The 19,613-nt window shown below is 71.7% G+C and carries 11 protein-coding genes; 5 read left to right on the top strand and 6 right to left on the bottom strand.

The window, feature by feature from the left end; translation table 11 throughout:
• Positions 1-17: 17 nt before the first annotated feature.
• The 5 genes from nirD (at position 18) to KF708C_RS08795 (ending at position 9,547) form a co-directional block, all read left to right on the top strand.
• Positions 18-368, top strand: coding sequence for a nitrite reductase small subunit NirD (gene nirD, locus KF708C_RS08815; RefSeq protein WP_059411505.1), 351 nt, complete (start codon positions 18-20; stop codon positions 366-368).
• 11 nt (positions 369-379) lie between these two features.
• A complete protein-coding gene (locus KF708C_RS08810) occupies positions 380-1,609 on the top strand; it encodes an NAD(P)/FAD-dependent oxidoreductase (protein WP_059411504.1) in 1,230 nt (409 codons plus the stop codon).
• A 44-nt stretch (positions 1,610-1,653) separates the two neighbouring features.
• Positions 1,654-4,413: a nitrate reductase gene (locus tag KF708C_RS08805; protein ID WP_059411503.1), complete on the top strand. Its 2,760-nt coding sequence runs from the start codon at positions 1,654-1,656 to the stop codon at positions 4,411-4,413.
• A gap of 218 nt (positions 4,414-4,631) precedes the next feature.
• Positions 4,632-5,897 carry an MFS transporter gene (locus KF708C_RS08800; RefSeq protein ID WP_059411502.1) on the top strand — a complete coding sequence of 422 codons (1,266 nt, stop codon included), beginning with the start codon at positions 4,632-4,634 and terminating at the stop codon, positions 5,895-5,897.
• Between the two features lie 731 nt (positions 5,898-6,628).
• Complete coding sequence (locus KF708C_RS08795) at positions 6,629-9,547, top strand: HD domain-containing phosphohydrolase (RefSeq protein ID WP_059411501.1); 2,919 nt, start codon at positions 6,629-6,631, stop codon at positions 9,545-9,547.
• 121 nt (positions 9,548-9,668) lie between these two features.
• On the opposite strand, the gene pcaD is transcribed toward KF708C_RS08795, so the two are convergent.
• From pcaD to KF708C_RS08765, 6 genes are all read right to left on the bottom strand, one after another.
• Complete coding sequence (gene pcaD, locus KF708C_RS08790; RefSeq protein WP_059411500.1) at positions 9,669-10,499, bottom strand: 3-oxoadipate enol-lactonase; 831 nt, start codon at positions 10,497-10,499, stop codon at positions 9,669-9,671.
• A gap of 54 nt (positions 10,500-10,553) precedes the next feature.
• Complete coding sequence (mdtD, locus tag KF708C_RS08785) at positions 10,554-11,942, bottom strand: multidrug transporter subunit MdtD (RefSeq protein ID WP_020201048.1); 1,389 nt, start codon at positions 11,940-11,942, stop codon at positions 10,554-10,556.
• 238 nt (positions 11,943-12,180) lie between these two features.
• Positions 12,181-14,343 (bottom strand): TonB-dependent receptor family protein, encoded by a 2,163-nt coding sequence (locus KF708C_RS08780; RefSeq protein WP_370552799.1) that lies wholly within the window; start codon positions 14,341-14,343, stop codon positions 12,181-12,183.
• Between the two features lie 89 nt (positions 14,344-14,432).
• Entirely contained in the window at positions 14,433-16,595 is a 2,163-nt protein-coding gene (locus KF708C_RS08775) for a PQQ-dependent dehydrogenase, methanol/ethanol family (protein ID WP_059411498.1), read from the bottom strand.
• A gap of 187 nt (positions 16,596-16,782) precedes the next feature.
• The gene (gene styD / locus KF708C_RS08770) at positions 16,783-18,273 is read right to left on the bottom strand and encodes a phenylacetaldehyde dehydrogenase StyD (protein WP_020201044.1); all 1,491 of its coding nucleotides are present in this window, start codon (positions 18,271-18,273) and stop codon (positions 16,783-16,785) included.
• A 145-nt stretch (positions 18,274-18,418) separates the two neighbouring features.
• A complete protein-coding gene (locus tag KF708C_RS08765; RefSeq protein ID WP_059411497.1) occupies positions 18,419-19,444 on the bottom strand; it encodes a helix-turn-helix domain-containing protein in 1,026 nt (341 codons plus the stop codon).
• Between the last annotated feature and the right edge of the window lie 169 nt (positions 19,445-19,613).

Genomic DNA, 19,613 nt, shown 5'->3' with positions numbered 1-19,613 from the left:
ACCCAAGGAGAACAAGCATGAGCCAAGCCCGCCAGCCCGAGACCTGGACCGCCGTCTGCGCCCTGCGCGACATCGTGCCCAATACCGGCGTGTGCGCGCTGGTGGACCAGGCGCAGATCGCCGTGTTCCGCGTCGGCGCGGGCGAGGCCGAGCAGGTCTTCGCCATCGCCAACTACGACCCCAACTCCCACGCCGCGGTGCTGTCGCGCGGGCTGGTCGGCAGCCTGGGCGAGCGCGTGGTGGTGGCCTCGCCGATCTACAAGCAGCACTTCGACCTGCGCACCGGCGAATGCCTGGAGGCGCCCGAGCATTCCGTGGCGGCCTACCCGGCGCGCGTCTACGACGGCAAGGTGTGGGTGGCCGCATGAGCGCCAGCCCCATGAGCGCAAGCCCCAAGCCCCGCCTGGTGGTGGTCGGCAACGGCATGGCCGGCATGCGCACGGTCGAGGAACTGCTCAAGCTGGCGCCCGACCTCTACGACATCACCGTGTTCGGCGCCGAGCCGCACGGCAACTACAACCGCATCCTGCTCTCGCCGGTGCTGGCCGGCGAGAAGACCATCGCCGACATCATGCTCAACACGCGCGAGTGGTATGCGCAGAACGGCATCGAGCTGCTGGCCGGCGACCCGGTGGTGGCCATCGACCGCGCGCGCCGCATGGTGCGCTCGCAGTCGGGCCGCGAGGTGCGCTACGACCGCCTGCTGCTGGCCACCGGCTCCAAGCCCTTCATCATCCCGGTGCCGGGCCACCAGCTCGACGGCGTGATCGCCTTTCGCGACATCCAGGACGTGGAAACCATGCTGGCCGCGGCGCGCGACCACCGCCACGCGGTGGTGATCGGCGGCGGCCTGCTGGGCCTGGAGGCCGCCAACGGCCTGATGCGCCAGGGCATGGAAGTCAGCGTGGTGCACGTCACCGGCAGCCTGATGGACCGCCAGCTCGACGCGCCCGCCTCGGCCCTGCTCAAGCAGGCGCTGGAGCGCAAGGGCCTGCGCTTCCTGCTCAACGCGCATACCAGCGCCATCCTCGGCGAGACGCGCGTGACCGGCGTGCGCTTCAAGGACGGCACCAGCGTCCCCGCCGACCTGGTGGTGATGACCGCGGGCGTGCGGCCCAACATCGAGCTGGCGCGGCAGGCCGGCCTGCACTGCGAGCGCGCCATCGTGGTGGACGACACGCTGCAGACCTACGATCCGCGCGTGTACGCCGTGGGCGAATGCGTGCAGCACCGCCAGGCCACCTTCGGCCTGGTGGCGCCGATCTGGGACCAGGCCCGCGTGGCCGCCGCCCACCTGGCCGGCGCCGGGCACCGCCGCTACGTGCAGCAGGCCACCGCCACCAAGCTCAAGGTGACGGGCGTGGACCTGTACTCCGCCGGCGACTTCATCGGCGGCGCGGGCAGCGAGGACCTGGTCATGCGCGACGCGCGCCGCGGCGTCTACAAGCGGCTGGTATTGCAGGACGGCCGCCTGGTCGGCGCGGTGCTGTACGGCGACGTGCAGGACGGCCCCTGGTACTTCGACCTGATCCAGCGCGGCGCGCCGGTCGGCGCGATGCGCCAGCGCCTGCTGTTCGGCCGCGCGCAGTGCGAGGCGCTGGCGGCCTGAATGCCGCGCCGCCTTCGATAGAACCGTCAGCAACGAGCGCCACCGTGAACCTGTCCGATATTCCCGTCATCGCCGCCACCGGCACCGCGGCCACCGTCACCGACACCACCTGCCCCTACTGCGGCGTGGGCTGCGGCGTGCGCGCCACGCGCCATGCCGACGGCAGCGTCGAGGTGGCCGGCGACGCCAGCCACGGCTCCAACCAGGGCCGCCTGTGCGTCAAGGGCTCGGCGCTGGCCGAGACCACCGGGCTGGAAGGCCGCCTGCTGCATCCGCAGGTGCGCGGCGCCGGCGGCGCGCTCACGCAGGTCTCGTGGGACCACGCGCTCGACCGCGTGGCGCGGGGCTTCCGGGACATCATCGCCGAGCACGGCCCCGACGCCGTGGCGCTGTACGTCTCCGGCCAGCTGCTGACCGAGGACTACTACATCGCCAACAAGCTGATGAAGGGCTTCATCGGCAGCGCCAACATCGACACCAACTCGCGCCTGTGCATGTCGTCGGCGGTGGCCGGGCACAAGCGCGCCTTCGGCGAGGACCTGGTGCCGGGCAACTACGAGGACCTGGAGCTGGCCGACCTCGTCGTGCTGGTCGGCTCCAACACCGCGTGGTGCCATCCGATCCTGTTCCAGCGCCTGTCGCGGGCGAGGGAAGCGCGCCCCGGCATGAAGCTGGTGGTGATCGACCCGCGCCGCACCGCCACCTGCGAGCTGGCCGACCTGCACCTGCCGGTCAAGCCCGGCACCGACGTGTGGCTGTTCAACGGCCTGCTGCACTATCTCGCGCGGCACGGCGCCGCCGACGCGGATTTCATCGCCGCCCACACCAGCGGCCTCGATGACGCGCTGGCCGCCGCCGGCCCGGACTGCGCCGACCTCGACACGGTGGCCCGCGCCTGCAAGCTCGACGTGGCCGACCTGCGCGCGTTCTACGCGCTGTTCGCCGCCACGCCCAGGGTGGTCACGGCGTTCTCGCAGGGCGTCAACCAGTCCTCGGCCGGCACCGACAAGGTCAACAGCATCATCAACTGCCACCTCGCCACCGGCCGCATCGGCCAGCCCGGCGCGGGGCCGTTCTCGCTGACCGGCCAGCCCAACGCGATGGGCGGGCGCGAAGTCGGCGGCCTGGCCAACATGCTGGCCGCCCACATGGAGCTGGCCGAGCCGCTGCACCGCGAGATCGTGCAGTCGTTCTGGGGCTCGCCCGCCATCGCGGACAAGCCCGGCCTCAAGGCGGTGGAACTGTTCGAAGCCATCGAGCAGGGCCGCGTCAAGGCGGTATGGGTGATCGCCACCAACCCGGTGGTGAGCCTGCCCGACGCCGACCAGGCCCGCCGCGCGCTGGCCCGCTGCGAACTGGTGGTCAGCTCCGACATCATGCTGCGCACCGACACCAACGACGCCGCGCACGTGCTGCTGCCCGCGCTCGGCTGGGGCGAGAAGGACGGCACCGTGACCAGCTCCGAGCGCCGCATCTCGCGCCAGCGCGCGTTCCTGCCCGCGCCCGGCGAAGCGCGCGCGGACTGGCGCATCCTGTGCGAGGTGGCCACGCGCATGGGCTTCGACGGCTTCGCCTACGGCGGCGTGCACGAGATCTTCGACGAGCACGCGCGGCTGAGCGCCTACCGCAACGGCGGCGCGGACGCCACGCACGCGCCGCGCGTCTTCAACATCGCCGGGCTGGCCGGCATGAGCCGCGCGCAGTTCGACGCGCTGCCGCCGGTGCAATGGCCGGTGGCGGCCAGCGCGCCGGCGCTGCGCGGCAGCCGCGGCACCGAGCGCCTGTTCGCCGACGGCCGCTTCGCCCACGCGGACGGCCGCGCCCGCTTCGTCGCCACCGCGCCGCGCGCGCCGGCCAACGCCACCGACGACGCATACCCGCTCGTGCTCAACACCGGCCGCGTGCGCGACCAGTGGCACACCATGACCCGCACCGGCAAATCGCCCAGGCTGGCCGACCATATCGCCGAGCCGTTCGTCGACATGCACCCGCAGGACGCGCTGCTGTGCGGCGTGGGCGAAGGCAAGCTGGCGCGCGTGAGCACCCGCTGGGGCGCGCTGGTGGCGCGCGTGCAGCACAGCGGCGGCATCGCGCGCGGCAGCGTGTTCGTGCCGATCCACTGGAACGACCAGTTCAGCTCCGACGCGCGCGTCGGCGCCCTGGTCAACCCGGTGGTGGACCCGCTCTCCGGCGAGCCCGAGTTCAAGCACACGCCGGCGCGCGTGGAGGCGTTCCCGGTCTCGTGGCACGGCTTCGCGCTCAGCCGCGGCGAGCTGTCCGGCAACGCCCTGACCTACTGGACGCGCGTGCAGGGCCGCCAGTTCCAGCGCTACGAATTCGCCGGCCGCGAGAACGTCGACGACCGCGCCGCGTGGGCGCGCGCCCTGCTCGGCATCACCGACCCCGACGCCGACTGGATCGAATACGAAGACCGCAGCGCCGGCATCTACCACGCCGGCCACGTGGTCGACGACCGCCTGCAAAGCTGCATCTACGTCGCCACCCGGCCCGAGCTGCCCTCGCGCGCGTGGCTGTCCACGCTGTTCGCCAGGGAGCGCCTGGAAGATGCCGACCGCATCGGCCTGCTGCTCGGCCAGCCGCTGGAAAAAGGCGTGGATGCCGGCCCCACGGTGTGCTCGTGCTTCGGCGTGGGCCGCAATACGATCTGCGACGCGGTGCGCAAGCACAACCTCGCCACGCCCGCCGAGATCACGGCCTGCGTCAAGGCCGGCGGCAACTGCGGCTCCTGCGTGCCGGAACTGAAGAAGCTGCTGACGGAGATCAGGGTGGCGGAAACGGCTTGAGCCCGGCGCGAAACCTCGCTTCGCGGCAGAAAATGCCGGCCCGCGCGCCGGCGGCGGCGCCGCCCGCCATGTGTAAGTACGATGAAGACCCTGCCGCGGACCGGGGATTAGCGCGGTATTTGCGGGCCGCCAGCGCAAAGCGCGCGGCGGTGGTATGTTGCCCGTCTTTCCGGGTCGCGCCCCGCAGATCCGCAACAGACAAGCAAACGAGCAGACTCATGATGATGGAAGGCAGTCACCCCGCGGGTGACGCAACGAACAATCCCCACGCCGATTCGCCCCTGCGGGCGTGGCTGGCGGTCGGATCGGTAACGGTGGGCGCGTTCGCGTTCGTGACCACGGAATTCCTGCCGGTCGGACTGCTGCCGCAGGTCGCCGCGGAATTCGGCGTGACGCCGGGCACCGCGGGACTCATGGTGACGACGCCCGGCATCCTGGCCGCCATCTCCGCGCCGGGCATGATGCTGGGCGCCGGACGCATCGACCGGCGCCTGATCCTGCTGGTCCTGTCGGTGCTGCTGCTGGCGTCGAACCTGATCTCGGCATTCGCGCCGAGCTTCACGGTCATGCTGGTCGGCCGCGCCCTGCTGGGCGCGAGCCTGGGTGGCTTCTGGACGCTCGCGCTGGCCGCGGCGGGCCGGCTGGTGCACCCCCATGAAGCGCCGAAGGCCACCGCGATGATCCTCGCGGGCGTGACGTGCGCCACCGTGATCGGCGTGCCGCTGGGCACCTTCATCGCCGGTCTCGCCTCGTGGCGCGCCTCGTTCATGGCCACCGGCGTGCTGGTGGCGGTCGCGCTGGTGGCCCAGGCCATGCTGGTGCCGGCGCTGCCGTCGAAAGCCGCGCTGCGCATGGCCGACCTGCTCGCGCTGCTGCGCCGCACGCATTCGCGCCGCAGCCTGATCATGGTCGCCTTCGTGTTCGGCGCCCACTTCTCGTCCTACACCTTCATCGCGCCGTTCCTCCAGCAATACGCCGACTTCAGCGCGCAGAGCATCACCCTGGTGCTGCTCGGCTTCGGCATCATCGGCTTCATCTCCAACTTCGCGGTCTCGGCCACGGTGGGGCGCAACCTCAGCGCGTCGCTCGCGGCGATGATCGTGATACTGATGGTCTCGCTGCTGGCGATGCCCGCGCTGCGGCATGCGGCGCCGGCGGTGGTGGCGACCGTGCTGGCGTGGGGCATCGCCTTCGGCGCGATCCCGCTGTGCCTCAGCGTATGGATCCAGCGCTCCACCGCCGACCTGCCCGAGGCCGGCTCGGCGCTGTTCGTCGGCATCATCCAGGTGGCCATCGCGGTGGGCTCCTCGGTTGGCGGCGGCATCGTGGACCACGCCGGCATCCCGACCGACTTCGGCCTGGGCGCGGCCCTGGCGGTGATCGGCCTGGCACTGCTCGGCAGCTTCCGCGCCATCGGCAAGGACCACGCCGCGGCCCCGGCGGCCGCGGTCGTGATCGCGCCCGCGCCGGACTGCAACTGCTGAAGCCAGGGAAAGCCGCCATGCGGGCGGCTCAGGGCATGAGGGCGGGGACGGCGGCGCAGAACGCCAGCCCCGCCCGTGCCGCGATATTCGGCTGATGCGCGCGGGAATGCGCCGCACGGAAAATCCGCAGGCTATCGCGAGCGGCACGAAAAAAACAATACCGGCCCGAAACGCCTCCAGGCATTTCCAGATTTACCCGCGGCATTCGGCCGCCGCGCCATGTTCGCCGCCTGGCGCGGACTCGCTCGCGCCCCGCCACCGGCCATGCGCGGGTCATGGCCGGCCAGGCGCGGCCGCGACAAATCATGGCGAAACCCGCTGCCCGCGAATTGGCGTCCGGCGTGGCTGCCACGGCCGCTGCGCGCCATCGACATCCGCATTGGCATAAGGAAACGCCGCGGAATTTTCGCAATCGGATTGAATTGCGCCATTTCCTGCCGTGCACGAATATCGCGCGCCGCATGTGGCGAAGCAGCGAATGCGCGGCACGCCATATCATTTGAAAAACGCTTATGACAGAATCAGCCCGACACACCGGCCGGCGGCATTTTTCCGGCCTTTGTGCATGGGCAAGCGGCAAGGGGACGACGCATCCGCCGCTTCATATCACCGTCACGATCGCGCGCCAGCGCGCCCGCGCCGTGATGCTGTTTGCGGTACGGACCAGGTCGACCGTACCTCCTCGGACCACTACCATGCATGCCGCCACTCCAGAGCGCCAGTCCGGAATCTTGTCGCCGTATTCGATCTACATCACGCTGCTGGTCCTCATGGCCGGCATGGTGCTGCTGCTCTACGGCGCGCTCACGCTGTACGAGCGGCATGCGAGCAGGCAGCTCATGCTGGTGCAGGCGCGGACCACCTTCGAGCGGGTCGGCCGGGAGGCGGTCGCCTCCGCCGAGGCCGAGCTGCGGCCCGCGCGGCTGACCGCCGTGCTGCTGGCGCAGACGCCGCTGCTGAGCGCGCCGGACCAGGCCACGCGGCTGGCGCAACTGCCGGTGCTGGCGACCGCGCTGCGGCACAACCCGTCGCTGTCGGCGGTCTACGGCGGCACCGGCGACGGGTCTTTCGTGCTGCTGCGCAACCTGCGCGCGGCCGGTCCGCAGGCCGTGCCCGACACGCCGGCCGGCGCCGCCTTCCTGCTGCAGTCGGTGGACCGCTCCGGCGGCGCGACGCGCGGCCGCTTCGCCTTCTACGACGCCGGGCTGCGGCTGCTGGCCGAGCGCGACGAGCCGGACTACCGCTACGATCCGCGCGCGCGGCCCTGGTTCACCGCCGCCACGGCCGCCGCCGGCGCCGTGGTGCAGACCGGCCCCTACCGCTTCGCCACCACGCAGGAGCTGGGCCTCACGCTGGCCAGCGCGCAGGAGCGCGCGGTGGCGGGCGTCGACGTCAGCCTGCGGGACCTGTCGGAAATGCTGGCGCGGCAGCACATCACACCGTCGGCGGAACTGATGATCGTGAATGCGCAGGGCACGGTGCTGGCCTACTCGCGCGCCGGGCAGCCGGGCGGCGCGTCCGGGCAGGCGCCCGGCGTGGCGGCGCTCGGCGTGCCGGTCCTGAGCGCGCTGTGGCAGCAGCATGGGCGCGGCCCGCAGCCCGGCGTCGCCATGCTGTCGGTGGACGAGCGCGAGTGGGTGACGCGCCTGGAGCCGCTGCCCAATCCCGCCGGCGCGCCGCTGATGCTGGCCATCGCCGCGCCGCGCGACGAACTCCAGGCCAACGCGATCCGCAGCCGCAGGCTGTCGCTGCTGATCACCGGCGGCATCGTGCTGCTGATGCTGCCGCTGCTGCACTGGGCGGCCAGCCTGATCGCCCGGCCGCTGGAGGAACTGGGGCGGCAGGCGGCCGCGATCCGGCGCTTCGACTTCAGCTTCACCGGGCAGCCGCGCAGCCACATCCGCGAGATCGACCGCCTCGCCACCGCGATGCTCGGCATGAAGGAGACGCTGCGGCGCTTCCTGGAAATCTCCGACGCCTTGTCCAGCGAGCATCATTTCGAGACGCTGCTGGACCGCATCCTGACCGAGACGATCTCCGTCAGCGGCGCCAGCGAGGGCGCCATCCACCTGCTGGCCACCGACGGCCAGACGCTCGAGCCGGCGGCCATCCGCGTGGGCGGCACGCGCGGCGATCTCTCCGGCGTGAAGGGGTGGTCGCTGAACGACCCCACCAACCCCTCGGCCGCCATGCAGGCGGCGCGCGACGGCCGCACCGTCAGCATCGAAGCCAGCCAGGACGATCCGGCCCTGGCCACCACCTACGGCCACCTGTTCGCGCGCCTGCGGTCGCCGCACTTCCGCGTGCTCGCGCTGCCCCTGAAGAACCGGCAGGACGAAGTGGTGGGCACGCTGTCGCTGGTGTTCCTGCCGGAGACCGGCATGGAAGACAATCTGCCGTCGTCGCGCGCGGCCTTCGTCGAGGCGCTGTCGGGCACGGCGGCGGTGGCCATCGACAACCAGCTGCTGTCGCGCGGGCGCAAGGAGCTGATGGAGAGCTTCATCCAGATGCTGGCGGGCGCCATCGACGCCAAGAGCGCCTACACCGGCGGCCACTGCCAGCGCGTGCCGGAACTGACCAAGATGCTGGCGCGCGCCGCCTGCGACGCCGACCGCGGCCCCTACGCCAGCTACCAGCTCAGCGAGGCGCAGTGGGAGGAACTGCATATCGCCGCGTGGCTGCACGACTGCGGCAAGGTGACGACGCCGGAGTTCGTGGTCGACAAGGCGACCAAGCTGGAGACGCTCTACGACCGCATCCACGAGATCCGCATGCGCTTCGAGCTGCTCAAGCGCGACGCCTACGTCGAACAATGCGAGCAGGCGCTGCGCGCAGGCGGCGCCGATCTCGCCGCCGTGCGCGCGGCGGCGGCGCCGGCGCAGGCGGTGCTGGACGAGGAATTCGCCTTCGTGGCGGCCTGCAACCACGGCGGCGAATTCATGGCGCAGGAGAAGATCGAGCGGCTGCGCGCGATCGGCTCGCGCACGTGGCTGCGCACGCTGGACGACCGGCTCGGCATCTCCCGCGACGAGCGCCGGCGCAAGGAGGCGCAGCCCGCCCCGCCGCTGCCGGCGGCGGAGCCGCTGCTGGCCGACAAGCCCGAGCACCTGTTCGCGCGCCCCGAGCGCGAGCGCCTGCCGGCCGGCAATCCGTGGGGGTTCACGGTCAAGCCGCCCGAGCACCTGTACGACCGCGGCGAGCTCCACAACCTGTCGATCGGCCGCGGCACGCTGACCGAGGAAGAGCGCTACAAGATCAACGAGCACATCGTGCAGACCATCAAGATGCTCAGCGCGCTGCCCTTCCCGCGCCACCTGCGCAACGTGCCGGAGATCGCCGGCGGCCATCACGAGAAGATGGACGGCACCGGCTACCCGAAGGGACTGACGCGCGAGCAGATGAGCCCGGCCGCGCGCATGATGGCCATCGCCGACGTGTTCGAGGCGCTGACCGCCGACGACCGGCCCTACAAGAAAGGCAAGATGCTCTCGGAGGCGATGGAGATCATGGTGGCCATGAAGAACAACCACCATATCGACCCGGACCTGTTCGACCTGTTCCTGCGCTCCGGCGTCTATCTCGCCTACGCCCGGCGCTACATGCGGCCGGAGCAGATCGACGAATTCGACCTGGAAGCCTGCCTGGCCTGAACGCGCGCGCGGCGGCGAGGTTGGCCCGGAAGGGGTCTCGGGAAGATCCCGGCGTCGTTGCGCAGGCGGGCCGCCGCGCGATCCGAATGCCCTGCTCCGCCCGGGCCAGGACCGCCGCGCTTCATCCTGAAACAGATTCCTGATGGCGCCCGGCATCGCCGCGCGGCCTCGCCTCGGCGCCGAGGAAATCGCGCAGCGCATCGGTGAAGCGCGCGGGCTGCTCGAAGCTGGACAGGTGCGCGGCTTCCAGCTCCACGTATCGCGCGCCGGGAATGGCGTCCGCCAGCGCGCGGCCCGCCGCGGGCGGGGTCGACAGGTCGGCGCTGCCCGCGATCACCAGCACGGGAACGGGAATGGCCCCGACCGCCTCGCGCAGGTCGGCATCGCGCAGGGCGGCGCAGTTCGCGGCATAACCGCGCGCATCGAGCCCCGCCAGCACGGCGCGCAGGCCGTCGAGCCCGGCGCCCGCCGCCGACGCGAACGCCGGCGTGAACCAGCGCTGCACCGAGGCCGCCACCAGCGGCGCCATGCCGCCGCGCAGCGCGCCGTCGATGCGGGTGTTCCAGGACGCGGCCGTGCTGATCCTGGCCGCGGTGTTGGCCAGCACCAGGCGGGTGAAGCGCCGCGGCGCATTGACGCCGAGCCACATGCCGGTCAGCCCGCCCATCGACAGGCCGCAGAACGCGGCCTCGCGGATGCCGAGCGCGTCCATCAGCGCCAGCACGTCGCCGCCCAGCCCGGCCACCGTGAACGGTCCCGGCGGCAGGGTCGAGCGGCCGTGGCCGCGCGTGTCGTAGCGCAGGATGCGGAACTGCCCGCGCAGCGCTTCGGCCTGCGGCGCCCACATGGTGTGGTCGGTGCCGAGCGCGTTGGAGAAGATCAGGACCGGCGCGGAATCGGGGCCGTCCAGGGTGTAGAACAGCGAAGCGCCGGCGTGGTCGAGATGGGGCATCGGGTCTCCGGGGGCGGGAATCGGTCTCGGCTTGGGGCTGGGTGGCGCGCCCCCTCACATCTCGCCCGCGTCCGCCATCTTCTTGCCCGCCGGCCGCGCCACGTCCGGCGACAACTGCAGGAAGATCCACGCCGAGGCCGAGGTGATCAGCCCCACGCAGATGAAGGTGGCATGGAACGCCGGCAGCGCCGAGGTCGTGCCGTGGCGGGCGAAGACGCCCTGGAACGTCGCCAGCAAGGCGCCGGCCGACGTCACCGCCAGGCTCATCGACAGCATCTGCACCATCGACAGCAGGCTGTTGCCGCCGCTGGCCCCGGCGGTGCCGAGGTCCTTGAGCGTGACGGTGTTCATGGCGGTGAACTGGATCGAGTTGACCGCGCCGAACACCGCCAGTTGCAGCAGGATCAGCGCGAACGGCTCGCGCGGCGAGATCACCGCGAACGACGCCATCGTCAGCCCCACCACGAAGGTGTTGGTGACGAGCACCCTGCGGTAGCCGTAGCGTTCGATCAGCTTCGTGGCCAGGCGCTTGGAGGCCATGCCCGCGGCGGTGACGGGCAGGATCATCATGCCGGCCTGCAGCGGCGAGTAGCCGAGGCTGATCTGCAGGGTCAGCGGCACCAGGAACGGCATGGCGCCGTTGCCGATGCGCGCGAACAGGTTGCCCAGCAGCCCCACGCTGAAGGTGTGGATGCGGAACAGCCGCAGCGCGAACAGCGGGCGGCGGTGCCGCGTGGCGTGCAGCACGTAGGCGGTGAGCGAGGCCATGCTGGCGATCAGCAGCATCAGCACCACGGCGTGCTCGAAGCCGAGCTCGGCCAGGCCGTCGAGCGAGAACGACAGCGTCAGCATGGCGATGGCCAGCAGCACGTAGCCGCTGGTGTCGAAGCGCGCCACGCCGTGCAGGCGGCTGTTGGGCATGTAGCGCAGCGTGGCCAGCCCGCCCAGCAGGCCCACCGGCACGTTGATGAGGAAGATCCAGTGCCAGGAGAACGCCTCGGTAAGCCAGCCGCCCAGCGTCGGCCCGATCAGCGGCCCGACCATGCCCGGGATGGCGACGAAGCTCAGCGCCTGCAGGTACTGGTCGCGCGGGAAGGTGCGCAGCACGGCCAGCCGCCCCACCGGCAGCAGCATCGCGCCGCCCACGCCCTGCAGCACGCGCGAGACCACCAGCATGGTCAGCGTGTTGGAGTACGCGCACGCCAGCGAGCCGGCCACGAACAGGCCGATGGCGGTCTGGAAGATGGTGCGGGTGCCGAAGCGGTCGGCCAGCCAGCCCGAGGCCGGGATGATGACCGCCATTGTCAGCGAATAGGCGATGATCACCGACTGCATGCGCAGCGGGCTTTCACCGAGGCTCCTGGCCATCGAGGGCAAGGCGGTGTTGACGATGGTGGAGTCCAGCGTCTGCATGAAGAAGCCGACGGCCACGACCCACAGCATGATCCTGCGGGTGTGGTCGTCGACGGCGGAAGGCGCGGAAGGACCGGAAGGCGCGGAAGGTGCGGAAGACGCGGCCGGGGCCGGGGGCGTGGCGGATGTCGAGGGCTGGGTATCGTCTTGCATGTGGTCTTGCATGTGGACGTGCGGAGCGGCGCCACGCGGCCGTGGCCATGCGACAGTTTAGTGCAGGCCGGCGGCATTGCGGCGGCATTGCGCCGCGCAGGCCGCCCCGGCGCCGTCAGATCTGCGCGCGCAGCCCCAGGAAAAAGCGCCGCCCGGGCGCCGGCTCGAAGTAGCGGCCGTTGCTTTCGTTGACGATCACCGAGCCGATGTAGCGCCGGTCGGCGAGGTTGTCGATGCGCCCGAACGCATACCAGCGCGTGCGCCCCACGCGGAAGGCATAGCCGGCGCGCAGGTTGAAGCTGGCGTAGCCGGGCGCGGCCTGGGTGTTGAGGTCGTCGGCGAAGACGCGCCCTTCCACGCGCATTTCCGCGCCCAGCACGAGGCCGGCCACGGGGCGGTAGGTGGCCTCGAAGCTCAGGCTGTGGCGCGCGGTGCCGGGCACGCGGGCGCCGGCGGCCACGGTCTGGCCCTGGGCGTTGACGAAGGCTTCGCCGAAATGGGCGTCCAGCCAGGTGTAGGCCAGCCCGGCGCCGTAGCGCTGCCCCGCGCCGAAGGCGCCGTGCCAGGCCAGCTCGAAGCCGCGCCGGCGCACGCCGTCGACGTTCTGGTAGACGCTGCGGCCGTTGTCGTTGGACAGCGGCACGATCTCGTTGCGGCTGTCGGCGTCGAACAGGGCCGCCTCGACGCGCTGGCTGGCGCCCTGCCACTTGACGCCCAGTTCGCCCTGGCGGCTGGTGGACGGACTCAGCCCGAGGTTGGTGCCGGTGCCGGCAGGGCCGTAGGCCACCTCGGTCAGCGTCGGGGTCTCGAAGCCGCGCCCGAGGTTGGCGTAGACGTTGACGGACTCGAACGCCTGCCACACCACGCCGAGCACCGGGCTGACGTTGCCGAAGGTGTTGTTGCCGCTGTCGTCGGGGCTGGCGGCGGTGACGAAATGGTCGGCGATGCCGAGCCGGACCCGGCTCGCGCGCACGCCGCCCACCAGCCGCCACGCCGGGTGCCAGGTCCAGTCGAACTGGGCGTAGGCGCCGTAGCTGCTGGCGGTGTCGGTCTCGTCGCGGCGCGGCGCGCCCTGCGTGCCGTTCTGGTTGACGTAGCCGGTGCGCGCGTCGCGCATGCCGTCGGCCTCGATGCCGGCGCTCCACAGCAGCGGCAGGCCGGCGAAGCGCGTGTCGTGGTGCCACGACAGCGCCGCGCCGCCATAGCTGCGGTCGATGTCGACGATGCCGCCGGCGGAATTCGGCGCGGCGCCGCTGAAGCCCAGGTACTGGGTCAATGCGCGCGTGCCGCCGTAGGCGCGGGCCTCGATGCGGTCGCGCTCGCCCAGGCGCTGCTCCCACGCCAGCCCGCCCTGGGTCTGCCTGACGGTCTTGCCGGTGTCGAACTGCGCCGACAGCGGCACCGACTGGCGCGGGCGGGCCTCGGCCTGCGCGCGCGTGAGGCCGAGCGGGTCCTGCGCCAGCGGCTGGTCGAAGATGTTGAGCAGCGCGGTGAGGCGGGTGCCCGCCGCCGGCTCGGCCACCACCTTGGCGTTGAGCTGGCGCCGCCGCGCCGCGCCGTGGTCGCGGTAGCCGTCGGTCTCGAAGGACCAGGCGTCGAGCGTGGCGCCGATCTTGTCGTTGCCGCCGCCCAGCGTGACGCCGGCGGTCCGCTGCCCGTCCGAGCCGAAGCCGGTGGACGCGCGCGCCATCGGCGCCCTGGGCGGGTCCGGCGTGAAGACCTGCACCACGCCGCCCGACGCATTGCCGTACATCTGCGCGAAGGGGCCGCGCAGCACCTCGATGCGGCTGGCGTTGTTGAGGTCGAAGGTCGAGGCCTGCCCCTGGCCGTCCGGCATGGTGGCGGGAATACCGTCGACGAACAGCCGCACGCCGCGCACGCCGAAGGTGGAGCGGCTGCCGAAGCCGCGCACGGCCAGCTGCAGGTCCTGCGAATAGTTCTGGCGCTCGCGCGCGGTCACGCCCGGCACGCCGGCCAGCAGTTCGGAAAGGTTGACCAGCGCGCTGGGCGCGGCCATCGGGTCGACCGGCACGCTGTCGATGGCGGCGGGCGCGTCGAAGCGCTTCTGTTCGGCGCGGCTGGCGCCGACCACCACGTCGGGCAGCGTGTCGTCGGCAAAGGCGCCGCCGGCGCCCGCCGCGAGCAAGGCCACAAGCCTGGCAGCGGCCAGGCAGCACAGGCGCCGCGCGGGACGCGGCGGCGCATGCCGGCCAGCCGGTCCGCCGACCTGCGCGCCAGCCGGCCTGCCACCCCGCGCGCGCGCCCTGTTGCCCGCCATGTGCCTGTCCCGGGTTCGTTGATCGGATCCTGCGCCACCGCCGCCCGATTGTGCCCGATCACGCGCGGTTTGCCAGGGCCGCCCGGCGCTCACTTGGGCCGGATCGCGTCGGCGGTGCCCTGGATGAACGCCTTGATCTTCTCCACGTCCTCCCTGCTCAGCTTGCCGGTGAAGTCCGGCATGCCGCGCGCCATCGCCGGCCCCTTGAAGACGATCTTGTCGAGATGCTCGATGTAGGTGGTGTCCAGGTAGCCCAGGTTGGGAATGTTGCCGCCGCGGTCCACGCCCGGCACGCCGTGGCACAGCACGCAGTTGCTGACATAGAGCGCGGTGCCGGCGGCGACGTTGGCCGGGTCGTACTTCACGCCCGACAGCAGCCGGCCGGCGCGGTACTGCGCGAACGCCGGCAGCGGCGCCTTGCCGCCCACCGCGAAGGTGTAGACCGTGCCCGGCCCCTGCCGGTCGGTGGCGCGCTGGGCCTGGCCGTACACGCCGCCCCAGCCCACCGCGACGGACACGTACTGCCTGCCGTCCACCATGTAGCTGACCGGCGCGGCGATCACGCCGGTGCCGGTGGGCGACTCCCACAGCTTGGCGCCGCTGGCCGCGTGGTAGGCGATGAAGCGCCCGTCCGCGGTGCCCTGGAACACCAGGTTGCCGGCCGTGGTCAGCGTGCCGCCGTTCCACGGCGAAACCTGTTCCTGGGTCCACACCGCCTTCTGCTGCACCGGGTCCCACGCGATCAGGCGGCCGAAGGGCTTGCTCGCGGGCGGCTCGGCGTTGAGGAACTTGGCGGTGTTCCAGCCCACGTTGCCGTGCGGCTGGCCCGGCTGGCCGCCGTTGAAGGTCCAGTTCTTGTCGTCCATCAGGTTCAGCGGCACGTGCTGGGCCGGCAGGTAGACCAGGCCGGTCTGCGGGTTGAACGACATCGGGTGCCAGTTGTGCGCGCCGTAGGGGCCGGGGATGGCGTCGTAGGGCTTGTCGCCCTCGCGCGCCGCCGGGATCTCCACCGGCCTGCCGTTCTGGTCGTAGCCGCTGGCCCAGTTCACGTCGACGAAGTTCTGCGCCGAGATGAACTTGCCGTTGGTGCGGTCGATCACGAAGAAGAAGCCGTTCTTGGGCGCGTGCAGGATGACCTTGCGCGCCTGTCCGCCGATGTTCAGGTCGGCCAGGATCATCTGCTGGGTGGAGGTGTAGTCCCAGTTGTCGCCCGGCGTTTCCTGGTAGTGCCAGACGTATCTGCCGGTGTCGGGGTCGAGCGCGACGATGGAGGCCAGGTAGAGATTGTCGCCGCCGGCCGGGCTGCGCTTGCTGCGCGCCCACGGCGAGCCGTTGCCGGTGCCCACGTACATGAGGTTGAGCTCGGGGTCGAACGCCAGCGTGTCCCACGCGGTGCCGCCGCCGCCCGCCTCCCACCACTTGCCGGCCGGGTCCCAGGTCCTGGCCGCCGCGGCCATCGACTCGTCCTCGAACGGCTTGGCGGGGTCGCCGGGCACGGTGAACCAGCGCCATTTCTGCTCGCCGGTGCCGGCGTCGTAGGCGGTGATGTAGCCGCGCACGCCGAACTCCGCGCCGCCGTTGCCGATGATGACCTTGCCCTTGAACACGCGCGGCGCGCCGGTGATGGTGTACGAATGCTTGCGGTCGATGATGGTGTCCTTCTCCCACAGCTTGCGGCCGCTGGCGGCGTCCAGCGCGATCAGCCGGCCGTCGTAGGCGGCCACGAACACCTTGCCCTGGTACAGCGCCACGCCGCGGTTGACCACGTCGCAGCAGCCGCGGTAGCCGAGCGCGCGGTCGACCTTGGGGTCGAAGGTCCACAGGCGCTTGCCGGTGCGCGTGTCCACCGCATGCACCACGCTCCACGAGGCGGTGACGTACATGATGCCGTCCACCACCAGCGGCGTGGACTCGACCCCGCGCGTGGACTCGAGGTTGTAGGACCAGACCAGCCCGAGGTCCTTGACGTTGTCGGCGTTGATCTGCGCGAGCCGGCTGAAGCGGGTCTCGGCATAGTCCAGCCCGTAGCTGGGCCAGTCCGGCGTCCTGGCCGCGTTGGCCTCGATGAAGGCGCCGTCGACGCTGCGCGTGACGGCGCGGATGTGGTCGGGCGTGGCCGCGCGCGGGGCGGGCCGGCCCTGCGCGGCGGCCGGCAGGGATGCCGTCATGGCCGCGGCTGCCAGCAGCGCGGCGGCGGCGCGCAACCGGCGCGGCAAAGCACGGGACGGAACCCGCGTGGATTCGTGGCGCATCGTGTCTCCTCTCTCTTTTGTTTTTTGCTTCTTCTGCGGGGCTGCGGGGGGGTGCAAGAGGGTGCCGCGCCTGCGGGGCCGGCGTGGCGGACCTCCTCCACCACGCCGGCGCATGCGGCAGGCCCAAGCATGTGTGCAACGCGGACCTTTTAAATACCCGGAATTACCCCGAGGGGTCCGGCGCGGCTCAGTAGGCCATGCAGACCGACTTGATTTCGGTGTACGACTCGATGGCCGAATAGCCGTGCTCGCGCCCCACGCCGGACGCCTTGTAGCCGCCGAACGGCATGTTGGGGTCGACGATGTTGTGCGTGTTGACCCAGACCGTGCCGGCATCGAGCCCGTCCACCAGCCGCTGCACCGCGCGCAGGTCGTTGCTCCAGATGCTGGCGCCGAGGCCGTATTCCGAGCGGTTGGCTTCGGCCAGCACGGCCTGCGGGTCGTCGAACGGCATGGCCACCACCACCGGCCCGAACACTTCCTCGCGCACCAGCGTGAGGTCCTTGCACGCCGCGTTGGCCACCACCGTGGGCCGCACGAAATAACCGGGACGCTCGGGCGCGGTGCCGCCCGCGACGATCTGCGCGCCTTCGCTGCGGCCGGTGCCGATCAGGCCCATCACCTTGTCGCGCTGGCGCGCCGACACCAGCGGACCCATCTGGCTGGCCGGGTCGAGCCCGGCGCCGAGCACCGTGGCATCGGCCACCTTGCCCAGCCCCTCGACCACCTGCTCGTAGTGGCGGCGCGCCACGTACAGGCGCGAGCCGGCCGTGCACACCTGGCCCTGGTTGAGGAAGATGGCGCCAGCCGCGCCCTCGATGGCGCGCGCCGGGTCGCAGTCCTCCAGCACGATGACCGGGCTCTTGCCGCCCAGCTCCAGCGACACGCGGCGGATGTCCTGCCCGCAGCGCGCGCCGATCAGCCGGCCCACTTCGGTGGAGCCGGTGAAGGTGATCTTGTTCACGCCGGGGTGCGCCACCAGCGCCGCGCCGGTCGTGCCGTCGCCCGTCACCACGTTGAACACGCCCGCCGGAAAGCCGGCCTCCAGCGCCAGCTCGGCCAGCCGCAGCGCGGTCAGCGGCGTTTCCTCGGCCGGCTTGAGCACCACCGTGCAGCCGCAGGCCAGCGCCGGCGCGATCTTCCACACCGCCATCAGCAGCGGGAAATTCCACGGCACGATGGCGCCCACCACGCCCACCGGCGTGCGCCGCGTGGACGCGCGGTAGCGCGTGCCCGGCGGGAACGGCACCGAGATGTCGAACGTGCTGCCTTCGATCTTGGTGGCCCAGCCGGCCATGTAGCGCAGCCACTGCACGCTGCCGGCCACCTCCAGCCCCTGCGCGAAGGCCAGCAGCTTGCCGTTGTTGAGCGTCTCCAGCCGGGCCAGCTCGTCGGCGTGCTGCTCCACGAGGTCGGCCAGCCTGAGCAGCAAACGCTCACGCTGGGCCGGCGTCATGGCGGGCCAGGCGCCGCCGGCAAACGCGCGCCCGGCGGCGGCCACGGCCGCATCGACGTCGGCCGCGCCGCCCGAGGGCACGCGCGCGATGGCCTCGCCGGTGGCCGGATCGAACACGGCGAAGGTCTCGCCGGACGCGGCCTGGCGCCACTCGCCGTCGACCAGCATGGCATTGCGGATGGCCTGGTCCAGGCCGCCGCGGGCTTCCTTGGGTGCATTCATCTTCGTCTCCGGTCATTGTCGGCTTGCGCCTTGTCATGGAGAACGAAGTTAGCATCGGCCCCGCGCGCATGGCTTGTCTGGCCGTGCACAAAGCTTGCCGATGCGTGCAAGCGCGGCGAAAGCGGACCGCGGCCGGAGAGACGGATCAGTGCGGCAGCGCAATATGCGCGCCCGCATGCCGCTGCCGCCATTGCGACGGGCTCATGCCGAAACGCTCGTGGAACACGCGGCTGAAATGCGCGGCATCGGCAAAGCCGAGCGCGAAGGCGATCTCGGTGATGGTGCGCCCGGGCTCGCCCGACAGACGCCGCGCGGCCTGGCGCAGCCGCCGCGACAGGATGTAGGCGTGGGGCGTGAGGCCGGCCTCGCGGAACAGGTTGTACAGCGTGCGGCGGGACACGTTGAGCACGGTGGCCAGCCGCTGCGCGCACAGCTCCGGGTCATGCAGCTGGGCATCGACGAACTCGGCCAGCCGGCGCATGCGCGCCTCGCCCAGGCGGCGCGCCACCGCGGCGCCCGCCACGCCGGCCACGCCGTCCATGTCGCCGGCCGCCGGCTGCGCCGCGCGCGCGCCCTGCAGCGCGGTCTCCATCAGCGACACCACCGAGTCCTGCAGCACGGCCTGCCCGTGATGGTCCAGCAGGTGGCCCGCGCAGGTGTCGTGCAGCAGCGCGCCCAGCGCCGACACCGCGATGCGCGCCGCGCCCTCGCCCGGCAGCGCCTGCCCGCCCAGGTTCGCCGCCGCCTGGCGCCAGCCGAACGCGTGCGCCTGCGGCACCAGCAGCACCAGCACGCGGCTGCGCTCGCCCATGTCGATGCTGTAGGGCTGCGCGGTATCGTAGATGGACCACATGCCCGCGGCCAGCTCGGCCGCGTTGTTGCGCTGCGCCACGCGGCTGTGCCCGCTCAGTTGCCAGAAGATCTTGAAGAAGCCCGCGTCCGACGCCGCCGCGTGGCGCGGCTCGCGCGCCACGCGGTGCGCGTCGACCTCCAGGTCCGCCACCGCGCACGCGCCGAAGCGCGCATAGCTGAAGCTGCAATGAAAGCGGCCGCTGGCCTGGCGCGAATACGCGAGCGGCAGGAAGCTGGTGTCGATCGCCTCGCGCCATTGCTCGAAGGTCAGGCCATTGCGGCGGGACGCGGTCTGCGGCGGGCTTGGCACGGCGGGCATCGGGCATCTCCAGTGACCGGCGCTGCGGCGCCGGCGGGATCGGAAAGCAGTGGGCCAGCCTAATGGAAAGCCGCGGCTCGGACAATCGGCGCAACTACCCGGCCGGCGCCGCCGCATGCGTCGAGGCCAGCCGCGCCGGCCGGCACGCCCCTGTCTGCGGCGCGCGCAC

The sequence above is a fragment of the Cupriavidus basilensis genome (assembly GCF_000876015.1).
Classification (GTDB): domain Bacteria; phylum Pseudomonadota; class Gammaproteobacteria; order Burkholderiales; family Burkholderiaceae; genus Cupriavidus; species Cupriavidus basilensis_B.
Note: the sequence above shows the minus strand (reverse complement) of the source record. Positions and strands in the feature narration are given on the sequence as shown.

What these genes read in the sequence shown, in the direction of transcription:
- nirD (WP_059411505.1), top strand. Translation starts at nt 18, where the DNA reads ATGAGCCAAGCCCGCCAGCCCGAGACCTGGACCGCCGTCTGCGCCCTG.
- KF708C_RS08810 (WP_059411504.1), top strand. Translation starts at nt 380, where the DNA reads ATGAGCGCAAGCCCCAAGCCCCGCCTGGTGGTGGTCGGCAACGGCATG.
- KF708C_RS08800 (WP_059411502.1), top strand. Translation starts at nt 4,632, where the DNA reads ATGATGATGGAAGGCAGTCACCCCGCGGGTGACGCAACGAACAATCCC.
- pcaD (WP_059411500.1), bottom strand. Translation starts at nt 10,499, where the DNA reads ATGCCCCATCTCGACCACGCCGGCGCTTCGCTGTTCTACACCCTGGAC.
- mdtD (WP_020201048.1), bottom strand. Translation starts at nt 11,942, where the DNA reads ATGCTGTGGGTCGTGGCCGTCGGCTTCTTCATGCAGACGCTGGACTCC.
- KF708C_RS08780 (WP_370552799.1), bottom strand. Translation starts at nt 14,343, where the DNA reads ATGGCGGGCAACAGGGCGCGCGCGCGGGGTGGCAGGCCGGCTGGCGCG.
- KF708C_RS08775 (WP_059411498.1), bottom strand. Translation starts at nt 16,595, where the DNA reads ATGCGCCACGAATCCACGCGGGTTCCGTCCCGTGCTTTGCCGCGCCGG.
- styD (WP_020201044.1), bottom strand. Translation starts at nt 18,273, where the DNA reads ATGAATGCACCCAAGGAAGCCCGCGGCGGCCTGGACCAGGCCATCCGC.
- KF708C_RS08765 (WP_059411497.1), bottom strand. Translation starts at nt 19,444, where the DNA reads ATGCCCGCCGTGCCAAGCCCGCCGCAGACCGCGTCCCGCCGCAATGGC.